Annotated in this window: 13 protein-coding genes and 1 pseudogene; 7 read left to right on the top strand and 7 right to left on the bottom strand. The window is 70.7% G+C overall.

Annotated features, from left to right (window positions below):
* Positions 1–38 precede the first annotated feature (38 nt).
* Positions 39–404: a hypothetical protein gene (locus WG209_RS04490; RefSeq protein ID WP_337173811.1), complete on the bottom strand. Its 366-nt coding sequence runs from the start codon at positions 402–404 to the stop codon at positions 39–41.
* Positions 405–958: 554 nt separating this feature from the next.
* A complete protein-coding gene (locus WG209_RS04485; RefSeq protein WP_337173810.1) occupies positions 959–2,089 on the bottom strand; it encodes a tyrosine-type recombinase/integrase in 1,131 nt (376 codons plus the stop codon).
* Between the two features lie 478 nt (positions 2,090–2,567).
* Here WG209_RS04485 and WG209_RS04480 point away from each other — a divergent pair, with 478 nt between their 5' ends.
* Entirely contained in the window at positions 2,568–2,948 is a 381-nt protein-coding gene (locus WG209_RS04480; protein WP_337173809.1) for a hypothetical protein, read from the top strand.
* A gap of 35 nt (positions 2,949–2,983) precedes the next feature.
* On the opposite strand, the gene WG209_RS04475 is transcribed toward WG209_RS04480, so the two are convergent.
* Genes WG209_RS04475 through pabB form a run of 3 tightly spaced genes read right to left on the bottom strand, consistent with a single transcriptional unit; the run spans position 2,984 to position 6,335 of the window.
* On the bottom strand, positions 2,984–4,102 hold the full coding sequence (locus tag WG209_RS04475; RefSeq protein WP_337173808.1) for a Nif3-like dinuclear metal center hexameric protein: 1,119 nt from the start codon (positions 4,100–4,102) through the stop codon (positions 2,984–2,986).
* Positions 4,099–4,917, bottom strand: coding sequence for an aminotransferase class IV (locus WG209_RS04470; RefSeq protein ID WP_337173807.1), 819 nt, complete (start codon positions 4,915–4,917; stop codon positions 4,099–4,101). Before WG209_RS04470 ends, WG209_RS04475 begins: the two co-directional genes overlap by 4 nt.
* Positions 4,914–6,335, bottom strand: a complete 1,422-nt coding sequence (gene pabB / locus WG209_RS04465) for an aminodeoxychorismate synthase component I (protein WP_337173806.1) — start codon at positions 6,333–6,335, stop codon at positions 4,914–4,916. Before pabB ends, WG209_RS04470 begins: the two co-directional genes overlap by 4 nt.
* A gap of 112 nt (positions 6,336–6,447) precedes the next feature.
* Here pabB and WG209_RS04460 point away from each other — a divergent pair, with 112 nt between their 5' ends.
* The 3 genes from WG209_RS04460 (at position 6,448) to WG209_RS04450 (ending at position 11,020) form a co-directional block, all read left to right on the top strand.
* Positions 6,448–7,233, top strand: coding sequence for a TIM barrel protein (locus tag WG209_RS04460; RefSeq protein WP_337173805.1), 786 nt, complete (start codon positions 6,448–6,450; stop codon positions 7,231–7,233).
* An 87-nt stretch (positions 7,234–7,320) separates the two neighbouring features.
* The gene (locus WG209_RS04455) at positions 7,321–8,058 is read left to right on the top strand and encodes a DUF480 domain-containing protein (protein ID WP_337173804.1); all 738 of its coding nucleotides are present in this window, start codon (positions 7,321–7,323) and stop codon (positions 8,056–8,058) included.
* Positions 8,059–8,062: 4 nt separating this feature from the next.
* Positions 8,063–11,020 (top strand): glycosyl hydrolase family 38, encoded by a 2,958-nt coding sequence (locus WG209_RS04450; RefSeq protein ID WP_337173803.1) that lies wholly within the window; start codon positions 8,063–8,065, stop codon positions 11,018–11,020.
* Positions 11,021–11,078: 58 nt separating this feature from the next.
* Here WG209_RS04450 and WG209_RS04445 read toward each other — a convergent pair whose 3' ends face one another.
* Positions 11,079–11,645, bottom strand: coding sequence for a hypothetical protein (locus tag WG209_RS04445; RefSeq protein WP_337173802.1), 567 nt, complete (start codon positions 11,643–11,645; stop codon positions 11,079–11,081).
* Between the two features lie 118 nt (positions 11,646–11,763).
* Here WG209_RS04445 and WG209_RS04440 point away from each other — a divergent pair, with 118 nt between their 5' ends.
* The 3 genes from WG209_RS04440 to WG209_RS04430 all read left to right on the top strand — a co-directional run bounded on the left by WG209_RS04440 (position 11,764) and on the right by WG209_RS04430 (position 14,582).
* Positions 11,764–12,555: a ThuA domain-containing protein gene (locus WG209_RS04440; protein ID WP_337173801.1), complete on the top strand. Its 792-nt coding sequence runs from the start codon at positions 11,764–11,766 to the stop codon at positions 12,553–12,555.
* Between the two features lie 124 nt (positions 12,556–12,679).
* Positions 12,680–13,342, top strand: coding sequence for a hypothetical protein (locus WG209_RS04435; RefSeq protein ID WP_337173800.1), 663 nt, complete (start codon positions 12,680–12,682; stop codon positions 13,340–13,342).
* A 256-nt stretch (positions 13,343–13,598) separates the two neighbouring features.
* Complete coding sequence (locus WG209_RS04430) at positions 13,599–14,582, top strand: aldo/keto reductase (protein ID WP_337173799.1); 984 nt, start codon at positions 13,599–13,601, stop codon at positions 14,580–14,582.
* A gap of 714 nt (positions 14,583–15,296) precedes the next feature.
* Here the strand turns inward: WG209_RS04430 and WG209_RS04425 are convergent.
* Positions 15,297–15,914: pseudogene (locus tag WG209_RS04425) on the bottom strand (FMN-binding negative transcriptional regulator).
* Positions 15,915–15,965 lie beyond the last annotated feature (51 nt).

Genomic DNA, 15,965 nt, shown 5'->3' with positions numbered 1-15,965 from the left:
GGGGCCGGGGAAGCAACACTTCTCCGGCCCCTTTTTCGTCAACTCATCGGGGCGACCGTCTCCACCCGGGTTCCGCCCTTGGGCGTTGCGGCGACGATGATCGTGTACGGCCTCCCGATGCATGCCTCGATGTTGATGCTATCCCCGGGCTTCGGAGGGGCGCCGAGCAACGCCACGAGCATCCGCCCAAGTCCATTGTTGGGGCCGGGTTTGGTCTTAGTGACGATCCGGATCGGCGTCTTGCCCTTGTGTTCTCCCGCCGTGATCTCGAATAGAAACTTCACCCCTTCACCCCAGCCCTTTTCTTCATTGGCCGGCTCCCCCACGGTTCCCGTGAACACGCCCGGGTAGGCACCCGCCGGCACTCCGCCTTGCCCCTCGGTCCAGATTCCAAAGTCAAACATGCTTCAATCCTTTGTGTAAAACGATCATCCTTGCGACTCCCCGATTCCGACGACCACGTTGTCGTCTTCCTCGGTCGGTCGTCTCACTTCCCGATCTCGCACGACCGGATGTAAGCCTCTAGACTTTCGAGGCTTACCCTCAGCGATCGGCGAAATTTGTAGCCGATTAGGCGCCCTTCGGCGATCAATCGGCGTATCGATTGCGGGGACAGCGCCAAGCGTTCGCCCGCCTCCTCAATGGTCACGCAAACGTTCATCCTTCACCTCCAATGTATAATAGTCGTGACTCTAGATATTTCGTGATGCCTCCAGTGAGTTTCTGGGCTTTTTTTATTCCCCGTCCGCAACGGCCATTTTGCCTATTTCCGGCTTCAATGCAACAGGCCAGGAAAAGAGCGTCCGCTCTTCGCCTGGCCTACTTTCTGGCCCAAGATAATGTGTAATACTATACTCCACTCTCTAGGTAGTGGAGTTTTAAGGTAGAGTTGACAATGTCAACTTGATGCCATCAACTTGATGCCTTGGGGTAGAGTTGATGTAATCAAGTCTATCCTTCACACCCTGCCTCTCGCCCGATCGAGGGTCGCTTGGGCGTCGGCCAGGGCTCGATGGCGGAAATGTCCGTACACTTGCTCGATCATCTTCACGGACGTCCCCGCCATGCGTGCAACGATGAGTGCGTCATGCCCCGCCATCAACATTTCCGATATCCACAAGTGCATCAGCGAATAGATCGTGATGTGTTCACGCACTCCCGCCTTGCTCCTCAGCCGGGCGAACATGTCCCCGAGCAAGCATGACGTGAAGGCGTTCCCCGCCCGGTTCGGGAAGATGAGGGCGCCCGGCTCCCGCCCCCGGCATCGGGCCTCCACGATCGAGCATGCCTCATCGTTCAAGAGGATCGACCTAGGGCGATACTCCCGAAGCGTGCTCGAACGCTTATGTTTCGTGAGCACCAGCGATCGGGCCTTGGCCTGGTAGTCGCCGGCTCTCGCCTCGATGAGTTCGTGGGTTCTCGCCCCGGTGTGGTAGTAGACTTTGAGCATCGCCCCGAATTCGGGCTTGGCGTGGGCGATCAACGCTCGCACCTCCTCAGCCGTGGGAAGGTCGCTTTCGAGCAAGGCTTTCGGCGGGATCCGAAGCCCCTCGATCCCGTCGAACGGCTTGAAGCCCTTGGGCAAGAGCCGGAGCCGAATCCCCCGGTTCACGCAAGCCTTGATCGTCGTCGCATGCTTCTGGACGTACATCCGGGCATGGCCTTGGGCCAACAGCGTCTCCCGGAAGGCTTCCAGGTCATCGCCCCGGATCGAGGCGACGGGCCTTTCGCCGTGGGCTTCGTTCCATCGCCCGAGATGTCGTCTCGCCTCTCGATGAAGGGCTCCGGATCGGTTGGCCTCGATCCATGAGAGATAGGCGTCGGTCAACGCCTCCCACGTCGGGCCTTGGGGCTCTTGGCTGGACACCCCAACAGAGGCAGGGGCGGGGGATGGAGCCCCTTGGCTCTCGGCTTTCGGCGTGGGCTCTGGGTCGTGGGCTGAAAGGGCCATATCCGGCCCTTTGTCGTCGTCGGCGAGTGCCTTCCACAACCGGCTCATCGCCTCCGCCTTGGACGTGTCGACGATCTTCCCGAAGTATCTCGGCTTGCCCCCGGCCTCCGAATACCAGTGCCCGTTCTTACGCCCCACCCCAGGCCGTCTAGGCATCGCAAAGCCCCCATCTTGGGGCTCAGCACAAGTCGAATCCGGTAAATCGAATCCGGTAAGGCGATCGTCGATGCGTTAAGTCATTGCGGCGTAAGGCGGTCGGCGAGAGCCGATGAGGTAGGTTAATCCGTTGGTCCTGGGTTCGAGCCCCAGCCCGGTCATTTAAGAACTTGTCAACAGCCTTGAACTTGCGGAAAGCCATGCGATTCCCCGGTTGGATTTTCAGCCGGGTTCAACGCTCAACCCGGCACCTCATATCTGTTACGTGACAGCCGGACTACTGGCCAGGCGTTCGGATAGCGGCTTGACCTTGTCCTGACCCAGATTTCGGCGCGAGGCGACTGCCCGATCATACTCCCGTTCGGGGCAGGCTCGGTGAGGGTCGGCGATAGGCCGATTCGACCGTGGGCTGTCGTATCGGGGTAGCCTGAGTTCTGGCCAGACGGCGGGGGCACGACCCGTGGTCCAGCAGCGCGACGAGGGACCGGACAACACCTTGTTCTTCCTTGCAATGGCCTGGGGCCTGCTGCTCTCGTTCCGCGTCTTCAGCCTGCCCCTGCTCCTCGCCGGCGCGTTCCTCGCTCGCCGGCTGGGTCGCCAGAACGGTTGGACGATCGCCATCCGTGGCGCCTTCCTCCTCTCGCTGCTCAGTCCCGTCGATGTCCCCGGCCTGGGCTGCTACCGCGGTGGGGGGGCACACCATTCGGGTCCGCGCCTGGTCCGGTGCGTCGTCGGCCTCCCGACGCATACATCGCTGATCGCCCGCCATGGGGAATACTACTCGCTCGGCTGCTCCGGCTACACTGTGAATAATCCGCGTTGGATCCTGGTCCCGCGCTGACAGCCATCCCTCTGTGGCCCGGCGGAAGCTCCTGATCAGGCGCGGCCCGCGTGATCGACCGCGACCAGCGGGTCGGACTCGTCCTGGCTGGGCCAGACGATGATGTCGGGGAAGGCGAGGGCGATGCGCTCGGCCAGGTCCTCGACGCCGGGGCGCTCGGTGGCGTGGTGGCCGGCGACGATCAGGCCGACGCCCGTCGCGCGAGCTTCCAGGGCGCGGTGGAAGCGGGCCTCGCCGGTCAGCAACGCCTGGGCGCCCATGCGGGCGGCGTCGCCGAGGAAGTCGTCCCCCGCGCCGCAGGAAACGGCCACGCGCTCCACCGGCGCGTCGAGATCCCCGGCCACCTGCACCGTCACGCCGAGCACGCCCGACGCCGCGCGGGCGAACTCGCCCAGCGATCGCGGGCTCTCCAGCCGGCCGACGCGTCCCGCGCCCAGCTCGGACGGCGGCGACTCGACCGGGTAGACGTCGATCGCCGGCTCCTCGTACGAGTGCGCCCCTCGGACCGCCGCCAGCACCCCCGCGAGCTTGCCGCCGGGACAGACCACCTCGAGCCGAAGCTCCGCCACGGATTCGCGCCGGCCCTTCTCGCCGACGGTCGGGCTGGTCGAGTCGCCGCCGCGGAACGTCCCTTGCCCCGGGATGGCGAATGAGCATTCGTCATAGTCGCCGATCCGTCCCGCGCCGGCGGCGAAGGCCGCGGCGAGCACGGCGTCGCGGTCGGACTCGGGCGTGAAGACCACCACCTTGAAGGCGGCCGGCGCGGCGGCCGGGCGGATCGGGACGGCGTCGAGGATTCCCAGGCGGCGGCAGAGGCCGGCGTTGATGCCGTCGGCCGCGCTATCGAACGCGGTGTGCGGGCTGGCGATCGCCACCCCCGCGCGGGCCAGTCGCCAGAGGAACCCCGTCCCCGGCAGGTCGGCGCGGATCCGCTTGGTCTCGCGGAAGAGGATCGGGTGATGGCTGACGATCAGCCCGGCGCCCTCGCGGATCGCCTCGTCGGCCGTCTCGGGCGTGACGGTCAGGCAGGTCATCACCCGCTCGACCTCCGCGCCGGGATCGCCCCAGAGCAGGCCCACGTTGTCCCACTTCTCGGCCAGCCGCGACGGGGCGAAGCCCTCCAGCCAGCCGGCCACCTCGGCGACGGTCCTCATGCTCCCCCCCCTTCCAGCCATCGTCGCACGTCGTCCCAGATCCGCCCCGTCGTCGCCCCAGGCGCGGGGAACTCCGCCCCCCCCCAGCGGCCGACGGGGACCACCCCGCGCACCGCGTTGGTGAGGAAGATTTCCCCCGGTTGCAGCCGGCGGTCGAGCAGCCCCAACGGCGATTCCTCCACGGCGATCCCCAGCCCCCGCGCCCGCTCAATCACCAGCGAACGCATCACGCCCGGCAGGATACGGCCGTCGGCCGGCGGCGTCACGAGCGCGCCGCGGACCACGAAGAAGACGTTCGTCCGCGTCCCCTCCATCACGCAGCCCTTGGGGTCGATGAGGATCGCCTCGTCGCAGCCCTCGGCCCGGGCCTTCTCGCCCAGGAGCCGATACGGCCAGTAGTTCAGCGTCTTGTGGGCGACGAGCGGATCGAGACGCGCCGGCCCGGTCGTCCCCAGACGCGCGCCCCCCTCATATCTCATGGGCGGCAACGGGGCCGACCGCATCCAGAGCGTCGCGCCGCCCGAGGCCGACGCGCCCCCGGTCAGCGTGATCCGGAGCATCGCGTCCCCCTCGCGGCCGTCGGCCGCCAGCAGCGCGGCCACGTCGTCGGCCGTCGGCAGCGCGACGCCATCGATCGGCAGGCCGAGCGCGCGGGCGGACCGGGTCAGCCGGTCCAGGTGCCTCGGCAAGAGCGTGGGCCGGCCGTCCCAGAGGCGGAGGGTCTCGAACAGCCCGAGGCCGTGTTCGAACGCCCGGTCGTGGACGCCGATCGTCAGGGCGTCGTCGGGCACGATCTCGCCGCCGGTCCAGATCACGACGCGCCCTCCCCGGCCAAAACTCGACGCATGCCGAGCCCCTTGTGCAGCGTCTCCTCGTGCTCGGCCTCGGCCGACGAGTCGGCCACGATGCCCCCGCCGACCTGGTAGCGGACGCGGTCGCCTTCCACCAGCACCGTCCGGATGGCGATGTTGAAGCCGCTGGCCCCGCCCCGGCTCAGGTAGCCGATCGCCCCGGTGTAGAGGCTCCTCCGCGTGGGCTCCAGTTCGTCGATGATCTCCATCGCGCGGATCTTCGGCGCGCCGGTGATCGAGCCGCCCGGGAACGCGGCGCGGATCACGTCGACCGGCCCGACGCCCTTCCGCAGCCTCCCTTCCACCGTGGCCACCAGGTGATGCACCTGGGCGTAGCTCTCCAGCGTCAAGGGCTCCGTCACCGCGACCGACCCGTAGCGGCAGACCCGGCCGAGGTCGTTGCGCTCCAGGTCGACGATCATGGTCAGCTCGGCCCGATCCTTGGGCGAGGAGGTCAGCTCGGCGGCGAGCGCGGCGTCGGCCTCGGGGGAGTCGCCGCGGGGTCGCGTCCCCTTGATGGGCCGGGTGACGATCCGGTCGCCGCGCGTCTGGTAGAACCATTCCGGGCTGGCCGAGACGACCGCCAGGTCGCGCCAGCGCAGGAACGCCGAGAAGGGGGCGGGGCTCTCGCGACGGAGGCGCAGGTGGAGGTCCAGCGCGTCGACCTTGCCGCGGGCCTCGAACCGCTGCGAGAGGTTGACCTGGAAGACGTCGCCGGCGTGGACGTACTCGATCGCCCGTCGCGCCGCGGCCAGGTACTCGTCGCGGGTGAAGTTCGAAACGGCCTGGCCGAGCGTGGAGCGTACGACGTGCCGGGGCGAGGCGACCGCGTCGCGCAGGGCCCGCCGCCAGAACCGCGCGCGCCGGTCGACGGCCTCGCGCCCCTCTCCGGTCAGGTCCCACGCGAGGATGGCCGTCGCGCCGCGCTCGTGGTCGATCGCGACGGCGGTGTCGTACAGCGCCATGCGGATGTCCGGCAGGCGCGAGTCGCGCGGGGCCTTGCGCGGCAGGCGTTCCAGCAGCGGGGCGAGGTCGTAGCCGAGGAAGCCGATCAGCCCCCCCTGGAACGGGCAGGCGTCCGGGTCGGGCTCGTCGGCGGGATCGGCCAGCCGATGCTCGCGCGTCAGGGACTCTAGCCGGGCGAGCGGGTCGTCGCCTTGCTCGGAGGTCCCCGAGTCGGCGCGGATCGACCAGCGCGGGCCGACGGCCTCGAAGACAAGCCGGGGGTACGCCGCCAGGATGCTCCAGCGCCCGGCGGGGCCGAAACCGGGGCCGCTCTCCAGGATCGCCGGCTCCGGCCAGCCGGCGACGGCCGCGACGAGCCGGTCGGCCGGCTGGTCGAGCGGGATCCGCGCGGATGTCGGGTCGGGCGGCTGTCCCACTTGCGATTGACCTCACCAAACCGGCCTTCGTCTCGTAATCTGGGTGGGCGAGTGTAGGGGATTCGATGATCGTCCGAAAGCCCACCCGCATCAACCCGAGCCCCCTTGAGCCATGATACGAAACCCCCTCGGCCTCCGGCTCGACCCGAGCCGGCCGATCCGCGAACAGATCCAGCAGGCCGCCCGCCTCGGCGCCAGGGGCGTGGTCCTGGAGGCGTCCGGCGACCTGGCCCCGCACCGCCTGGGCGAGACCGGCCGACGCGACCTGAGGCACCAGCTCCGGTCGGTCGAGGTCGCCCTCGTCGCGATGGCCCTCCCGACCCGCCGCGCGTTCGACACGACCGACCAGCTCGACGACCGCGTCCGCCGGGCCGACGCCGTCTTCGCGCTGGCGTTCGAGCTGGGGACGCGCCTGGTGCTGGCGAACGTCGGCCCCGTCCCGGCCGAGGACGACGCCCCCCGCCGCGAGACATTCCTCGGCGCGTTGGGCAGCCTCGCCAACCGGGCCGACCATCGCGGCGTCCGGCTGGCGATCGAGACCGGCAACGAGCCCCCCGCGACGCTCCTGGCGTTCCTCGACGGCCTGGCCCACCCCGGGCTGGCGGCGAGCATCGACCCGCCAAACCTCCTCCGCGCCGGGGTCGACCCGGTGGCCGCCGCGACCGAGCTGCGCGCCTGGGTCGCGCACGCCTACGCGGGGGATCCGATCGGCGGCACGTTCGTCGCCCGCAATCCCCGGGGCGTCGGCTTCCCGCCGGGCGCCCTCGACTGGGAGGAGTACGTCGGGGCGCTGGAGGAGATCGCCTACCACGGCTTCCTCACCGTCTGGCCCGAGCCGCCCGCCGACCCCGCGCGGCAGTTCCAGGCCGTCGCCGACCGCGTCGCGCGGATCTCCTGAGTCTGGCCCGACGCCCCCCGCCCCGCTACGATGGGCCTCGCGGGGGCGAGCCTGGCCCCGCCGAACACGACCGGGAAGAGAGCGACCATGACCGAGAACGCACCGACGGCCGCCTGGGTCCCGCTGCCCCCTCGCGAGCGCCGGGTGGTGGGCGTGCTGGCCGAGAAGGCCAAGACCACCCCCGAGTACTACCCGCTGACCATCGCCGCGACCGTCACCGGCTGCAACCAGAAGTCCAACCGCGACCCCGTCGTCGACTACGACGCCGACGACGTGGAGGACACGCTCCACTCCCTGCGCAAGAAGGGGGCCACGGTGATGGTCGAGGGGGGCGGTCGCGTCCCCCGCTGGAAGCACACGCTCTACGAGTGGCTGAAGGTCAGCAAGGTGGAGCTGGCCATCGTGACCGAGCTGCTCCTGCGCGGCCCCCAGACCGAGGGGGATCTTCGCGCCCGCGCCAGCCGCATGGAGCCCCTGCCCGACCTCGCCACGCTCCAGGCCCAACTGGAAGCCCTGGCGAGCCGGGACCTGGTGGTCTACCTCTCCCCCCCGGGGCAGCGGCGAGGGGTAGTGGTAACCCACAACCTCTACCCCCCCGAGGAGCTTGAGAAGGTCCGCCAGGCGTTCGCCGACGCCGCCCCGCTCGACGACGAGCCCGCGCCCCGCGCCGTGACGCGACGGGCGGAATCGGCCGCCGCGGCCTCCGCCCCGCCGGCCTGGCGCGAGGAGGTCTCCGCCCTCCGCGCCGAGGTCCAGGAGCTGCGCGGCAAGGTCGACGCCCTGGCCGACGACCTGCGCGAACTCCGGACCTCCCTCGGAGCCTGACCGAATGAGCACGACCGAAGCCGACCCGGATCAGCCCTCGCCCGAGATCCTCCAGCCCTACGCCGAGCCCCCCGCGGCGGAGCCCGCCGCCGAGCCGCCCCCCCCGCCCCCGCGGCCCGGCCGCGCGCTCGTCGCCCTGATCCCCGACGCCGGCCGCGAGCCCTCGCCGGGGACGACCGACGCCCAGGCCCAGGCCGTCTGGTGCGCCGTCACCGCGCTCTGGCATCCCTCGCTGCTGACCGGCGCCGCCGCCCTCCCCCGGATCGAGTCGATCGCCGCCCCCACGCCCCCCGAGGCCCACGAGGTCCGGCTGGTCGTCGGCGGGATGCGCGACCGGCTCCCTTCCGGGTACGCCACCCAGGCCGAGGACGCCGGCGCGGTGCTGCTGGAATCCGGCCCCGACCGCGACGCCACCGTCCGCGAGATCCGCGAGCGCCTGGGCGTCCACGAGCCCGAGACCCCGCCGGGCGCCGACGACTTCCTCGCCCTCGGCATGGCGCGCTGGATGGTCCGCGACCTCACCTCGTCGATGGGCCGCGCCGAGGCGCTGAAGGAAGACGCCCTGGCCCGCGAGGCCCTCGCCGCGGCCGACGCCTGGGCCAAGGGGGACGCCGTGGCCGTCGCCAGCCGGCTCAAGTCGGCGTTCGAGATCCTGACCCAGGCCCGCGAGGCCGTCTACTCGGTCGACGCCTACCTCGTCGACCTCTGCCTGCTCGACCCCGCGCTGCCGGCCGGGGGGATCGCCGCCATGCTGGCGACCCCCGTCCCGTTCACGTTCCTCGCCCAGGCGAGGGCGATCGAGGCGCAGGCGAAGCTCGACCCCGAAGCGATGCCCCGGCTCGGCCAGGCGATCACCGACGGCTGGGTCGACGTCGTCGGCGGGACGTACGACGAGGCCGAGGATCCGCTCCTCCCGATCGAGTCGACCCTCTGGCAGTTCCGCCGGGGGGGCGAGGTCTACCGCGAGCACCTGGAAGAGCGCAACGTCGAGACCTACGCGCGCCGCCGCTTCGGCCTCTGGCCGCAGGTCCCCATGCTCGCCAGGCGCTCGGGCTACCGCTTCGCCCTCCACCTGGGGCTCGACGCCGGCCGGTTCCCGATCCGTCGCGAGCCCAAGCGGATCTGGGAGAGCCCCGAGGGGTCCAGCGTGGAGACGATGTTCCGCCTCCCGATGGCCGCCGACCGCCCCTCGCAGGGGCCGATGTTCCCCTGGAAGCTGGCCGCGACCATGCGGACCGACACGGTCGCCACGCTGCCGCTGGTGCACTGGCCGTCGCCCGTCGCGTCCTGGTACGTCGACCTCCGGCGCGTCTCCACCCACTCCCCCGTCTTCGGCCGCTGGGCCACCGTCAACGACTACTTCCAGCTCACCGACCGCCCCTACGAGACCTTCCGGCCCGAGCCCGACGAATACGTCTCCCCTTATCTCTCGCAGGCCGCCGCGAGCCGCGACGAGGCGCCGATCTCCCGCTTCCCCGACCATCACCGCCTGCGGGCGCGGCTGGAATCGGCCCGATGGCTCCGCTCGATGGCGAAGGGCGTGGCGCTGTCGAAGCCTGAAGCGGCGCTCGACGCGGAGGCCGACCAGGCCGAACGCGTCGCGATCGAGGAGGCGGAGGCCGCCATCGAGACCCGCCGGCACGACGAGGCGGCCTCCCTGGTGGACGCCCTGGAGTCCGGCTGGGCCGCCGAGCTGGCCGCCGCGATCTCCGGCGAGTCGACGGACGGCGTCCGCCCCGGCTACCTGGTGTTCAACCCGATCGCCGTGCCGCGCAAGGTCGCCGTCGTCCTACCAGACGCCTCGGCCGACCTGCGGCCGGAAGGCGCGCTCGTCGCCGCCCAGCTCACCGACGAGGGGGTCGTCGCGGTCATCGACCTGCCGGCCTTCGGCTTCGCCTGGATCCCCCGCGAGACCGCCGTCGACCTCCCGCCGGCCGAGTCCGGGGGCGTCTCCGCGACCGGCCGGGTCATCAAGAACGAGATGATCGAGGTCGAGTTCGACGACGCCACCGGCGGCATTCGCGGCATCATGGCGGTCGGCGAATCGACCGCCCGCCTCGCCCAGCAGACGGTCATGACCGGCCTGAAGGGCCCCCAGGGCGAGGCCGATTCCTCCAGGATGAGGCGCGAGCGGTTCGAGGTCGAGTTCGCCGGCCCGGCGCTGGCGCAGGCGGTCTCCACGTCGGCCCTCGTCGATTACGCCGGGACGGTCCTCGCGCGGGTCGAGCTGCGCTGCCGGCTCTGGGTCGGCCGCCCGATCGCCGAGCTGGAGCTGACCGTCCGCGACCTGGATCCGACGTGGGCCGACTGGGCCGCGCGATCCGACCCCTGGTCGCACCGCCTGGCGTTCCGCTGGGCCTGGCCCGACGCCACCTCGATGCTACGCCGGCTGGCGTTCCTCTCGCCCGAATCGACGCAGGCCGAGAGGCCCGAGACCCCCGACGCGATCGACGTCTCCACCCGTCGCCAGCGCGCCGCCATGCTGTTCGGCGGCCTGCCGTACCACGCGAAGGCCGGCGCGCGGATGCTCGACACCGTGCTGATCGCCGGTTCCGAGGAGGGCCGGACGTTCCGCCTGGCCGTGACGCTCGACTCCGAGCATCCCCACCGCCAGGCGCATGACGTGGTCACCCCGGCGGTGGTCGTCCCGACCGAGGCCGGCCCGCCGCCGATGGGGAATCGCGGCTGGCTGACGCGGATCGACAGCCAGGCGGTCGCCGTGACTCACGTCGGCTTCCTGGCCGAGACCTACGACGGCCGGGGCTGGGGGCTCGACCTCCACCTGGTGGAGACGGCCGGCTATCACGCCCGCTGCCGCGTCCAGTTCTTCCGCAACCCGACCTGGGCCCGCCAGTACGACCTCCAGGGCGAGCCCATCGGCGACCTCTCCGTCGACGGCGACGCCGTCTGGCTCGACCTCATGGCCGGCGAGCTGTTCCGCGTGGTCGTCGCCTTCGGGTGACATGCAGCGACGACGAGCTTCCCCCCTCCCGCGCCGGGAGGGGGGACGAGGCCGCTCGTCACTTGGCGACTTCGAGCGACTTGACCATCGCGTCGAAGTCGTCGGCGAGGCCCTTCATGGTCTTGTCCGGGCCGACCATGCGGATGAAGTACCCGGCGTCGTCGGTCAGGAGGATGGCCCCCAGGAGGCGGGCGCCCGGGCGGTCGGGCTCGGCGGGGAGGCCGGGGAACCGCGAGGGGTGATAGTGGCCCGAGGTCTCGCAGCGGGTCGCCTCGCCCGACTTCGACGCGACCTTCCTGGTCTCCATCTTCGGGGCCTTGCCGTCCTCGTCCTTGAACATGTTCCGCCAGCGATTGATGTTGTCGTCGACGCCGCCGGCGCCGCCGGGGAAGACGAAGACGACCATCTCGGCCGGGTAATCGTCCCCCTCGGCCGGCTTCACCTTGAGCTGCGCGGCGCGCATCTGCGAGGTGGACCCGACCTTCTCCCACGTCGCGGGGACCTGGAGCTTCAGCCCGCGGGCCTCGATGGTCTGGGTCTCGGTCTTGGCCTCCTGGGCGTGCAGATCCGCGCCCAGCAGGGTCGCGATGGCGGCCAGGGGGGCGGCGAAACGAGCGGCTTTCATGTGTACGCCTCGGGTTCCTCGGGCCGGGGCGCCGTTGCGACGCCCCGGAGATGCGAATACGCTGGCCCTGGCCGTCGGTTCTCTCGATCGATCCCCGCCAGTCGCCAAGGAGCGCGCCATGACTCGACCCGCGATCGCCCGGTGCCTCGCCTTCCTGATCCTCGCCGGCCTGGGGACCACCCCGGCGTCGGCCCAGAGGAAGGCCCCGGACGGCGCCAAGGTCTTGCTCCTCTCCGGGGGCCAGCGGCAGCACCACGGCTATCGCGATCAGGCATTCTACCTGAGCAACGTCCTGGAGGACACCGGCCGCCACGAGGTCACCATCAGCGAGGACGCCGCCCTGCTGGAGACCCCCGCGCTGGCGAAGTACGACCTGATCGTCGCCATCGCCGACCGTCGCGACCCCGAGTTCAAGCTGACGCAATCCCAGCAGAAGGCCCTGTTCGACTACGTCCGCGGCGGCGGCGGCTACGTCTCCATCCACGGCGCCGACAACGCCGCGGCCGACTGGGATCCCGAGTTCCGCAAGATGCTCGGCGCGGTCTTCTCCCACTTCGGCCTGCCCGACGGCAAGGTCCGCAAGGGGGAGTTCACCGTCCGCGTCGTCGACCCGGACAGCCCCGTGACCGCCGGCCTCTCCGACTTTCCGGTCAAGGACGAGCTCTACTACCACCTCCAGATCGAGCCCGACGTGAAGCCGCTGGCCGTGGTCGACTTCGAGGGCGTCGAATGGCCGGTCGCCTGGACGCGGACTTACGGCGAGGGGCGGGTGTTCCACACCGTCTTCGGCCATCGCGACTTCGGCCCCGACAAGCCCGACCCGCTCCGCGACCCCAACTTCGGCAAGCTGGTCCTCCAGGGGATCGACTGGGTGGCGGAGGGGGCCCGGCGCGCCGGAGGGACCAACTGATCGTCGGATCGACGCGCCAACCTCGGAGGCCCTGCCCATAAGAGCCTGGCTCGAAAGCGTCGCGCGGGCCGCCGCGTCCAGCTCGCGGCTCGCGGTCGGGCTCGCCCTGACGGCGACGGCCCTCGTGGCGTGCGTCGCGTTGCTCGCCGCCTGGCACGGCCCGGCCTCGGCGGCGGCCGCGAAGCTCCGGCGAGTCATTCGTTATCACGAGCACATGGTCGCCGAGGCGAGGGTCGTCGCCGACAACCGGCTCGGCATGACCGGCATCGCCCTGGTAGGCGCGGCGGGTCATCTCGGGCGAGCCATGATGTACTGCTACCCGCCCCTTGCGTGGCTCTGCTCCACGGAGGGCCCCGCCATGCAGCCGCGGAAGGCCGGCGCGTCGCGGGACCAGGCGGGGGGAATCCCGACGACGCGGATGTCGGTCCATGAAGCCGGGTATTGCCTGCGGAGAGCGGCTGGCGAAGTCCGGTCTTCCCTGGAACAGTTCCGGTACGCGCTGGCGTATCGGCGAGATGGCATCTGGCACGATCAGCTCTCGCGATATTACCGGGCCGCCTCCGCGTTCCACGGCCGTCTCCTCGCGTCCAGGGCCGACCGGCTCCCGCGGTCGGCCCCGGAACTGGCCGTCCTCCGAGAGGGGCTGGATCGGACCCATCGGGCTCTGTTCGGTACCGGGGCCGATCTGGCGGCCGAGCCGCTCCGGAGTCTCATCCCGGGATGGGAGCCGATCTTCCCCGGCGGCGGCCTCCCGGAAGTGACCCGGCTGGAAGGGGATCGTTACTGACGTCCGGCCCGCGAAGCCATGGGCGGTTACGACGGGTGGCATGGACCGCCGAGCCCGCCAGGCGGAGGGCCCGACGGGGGAGCCGCGTCTGGCCGCGCCCCCATGCGGCGACCTCGCGGCTCGCCGCGGTCGGCCGGTCCTCCAGCGAATCGGGCGGGTCGCCGAAAAGAAGTGAATCGGCCCGCGTGTTGCGGCTAGACTGGCCGCCGACGCCCGCGTCGTCATCGTCCGATCACCCCTTACGGAGGAACGAGCCGTGGAAGCCATCGACCCGACGATCTCGCGGCGGGATTTCGTCCGCGCGGGCGCCCTGATGGGGGGCGCGGCGCTCGTCCCCCCCACCCCCGGCCGGGCCGACGACGCGCCCGCGCCCGTCGAGCAGGTGACCCTGGGCCGCACCGGCGCGAAGGTCTCGCGGCTGGGCATCGGCTGCGCCCACTTCGGCCGCGACCGCGTGACGGCCGACGACGTCGGCGAGACGATCCTCCGCGCGCTGGAGCTGGGGGTGAACTACCTCGACACCGCCCGGAGCTACGGCACCGCCGAGGAGAAGATGGGGCCGACGGTCAAGGAGGTCCGCGACAAGGTCTTCCTCGTCACCAAGGTCCACGACTCCACCTACGACGGGGCCTGGAAGTCGCTGCGCGAAAGCCTCAAGCACCTCCAGACCGACCACGTGGACCTCGTCCACTTGCACAATTTCGGCGACGCCGAGATGTGGGGTGACGACGCGACGGTCTTCGGCGACAAGGGGGCGATGGGCGCGCTCCGCGAGGCCAAGAAGCAGGGCCTCGTCCGCTTCATCGGCGCCAGCGGCCACCTGCACCCCACCCGGTTCCACCGCGTGATGGACTCCGGCGAGATCGACGTCCTGATGAACGCCGTCAACTTCATCGTCCGCCACACCTACGACTTCGAGCACAAGGTCTGGGCCCGCGCCCAGACGCTGAACCTCGGCCTGGTGGCGATGAAGGTCCTGGGAGGCGTGGGGCGGGGAGAGAAAGGCTTCAAGATGGACGACGAGCACTACGAGCGCGCCGTCCGCTACGCCATGTCGATCCCGGGCCTCGCCGTGGCCGTGATCGGCCTGGAGAACGTCGCCGAGCTGGAGAAGGCCGTCGCCGCCGTCTCCCGCGCGAAGCCGTTCACCCCCGAGGAGGAGCAGGAGGTCGCGCGCCTGGGCCTCCAGCTCGCGGCCAGTCCCGAATGGAAGGCCGCCTACGGCAACCCGCTGACCTGACCGGCCGCCGAACCCCTCCGCCGACCGGGCGCGCCTCGCGATATCGCGGGCGCGCCCGACGCGACGGCCTCTCCGGGCGGAGGAGCCCAAGAGAGTTGGCTTCGTTCGCGCGCTGCGCCTCCCCGCCATGCCGCACCTAATCCTTTACCCCGAATGATTTGCGGCGAAAACACGTTGGCTTCGTTCGTCGTCTTCGAAGCATTTTCTCGCTCGTCGCCTCGCCCATGGGTCGAGGCGACGGGGCTCGTTTCCCCCGCCAGGAGCAAGGCGGCTCGCTGGCCGCGGGCGCTCGCTCGGTGTCGGGCGATCGTCTCCGGCGGCCCTCGCCTCTCGCCGTTGAACTGCTTGCAAATTGTCAAGGAGCGCCGATACCGAACGCCTGCATGGTCCGCGGTCGGTCCCGCGAGATTTCAGGAAACCGGTAAAAATTCATCGGCCGCGAGGAGTCGACCCTGGACGCCCCCGACCTGGGCGACTGGCGCGCCGGGCCGCTCGATCAGTCTCCGGACACGACCCCCGCGGAATCTGAACCGTCAGGACTCGAACCCTTGGCCGACGCTCACGGAGCCGCGGTCGGACGCGGACCACTTCGTCGGCGCGATCCGCGAGTGGCACCGAGTCGGGCGATGATCGTCGACGTGGACCTCAAGCGCCCGATCTAGCCTCCCCCGGCCAGGGGGGCCGGTGAAGCTCACGCCGAAGGCGCGCCGAGGTTCAATCGCCCAGGGCCTCCGCCATCAGGCGAGCGATCGCGCGGGAGTCGTCGTCGCCTCCCGCCTCCAGCGCCCGGGTCACCTTGCGTCGACGCTCTTCCGGGTGGTTCTGGCTCAACTTCGCGGCGCCCTCCAGGCGGGCGATCTCGATCTCGAAGCCGACGATCGCCCCGAGCATCTTCTCGACTTCGGGGTCGTCCTCGTCGTAAACCCAGGGCCGCGGCCTGGGGGACTCGTAGGCCTCGACGACGCGGCGCAGGATGTCGCGGAGCCCGTCCCGGTCCTCGACGAGTCGCAGCGAGCCGTGGGCGTGCACCACGACGTAGTTCCAGGTCGGCACGGTCCCGGGGGTCTCGTACTAGGTCGGCGAGATGTAGGCGTGCGGGCCGCAGAAGACGGCCAGGGCCTCCCCCTCGACGTCCCTCCACTGCCGGTTGGCTCGGGCCATGTGGCCGAGGAGCCGGCCGTGGGGCCCGGCCTCGGCGTCGAGCACGAGCGGCAGGTGGGTCGCGGCCATGCCGCCGCCCCCGCGCGTCACGAGGGTCGCGAAGCCGTGCCGCCTCATGAACTCGCGGAGGGCCGCCGGTTCGTCCATCCGGAACGAGGCGGGGACGTACATATCACGACTCCCATCGATGTCGTCGCGACCGGCCCCGGCGCATCGCCGGGG

The sequence above is a fragment of the Paludisphaera sp. genome (genome assembly GCF_037189885.1).
Classification (GTDB): domain Bacteria; phylum Planctomycetota; class Planctomycetia; order Isosphaerales; family Isosphaeraceae; genus Paludisphaera.
The sequence above is the reverse complement of the archived record's forward strand: the minus strand, read 5'-3'. Positions and strand labels throughout refer to the sequence as shown.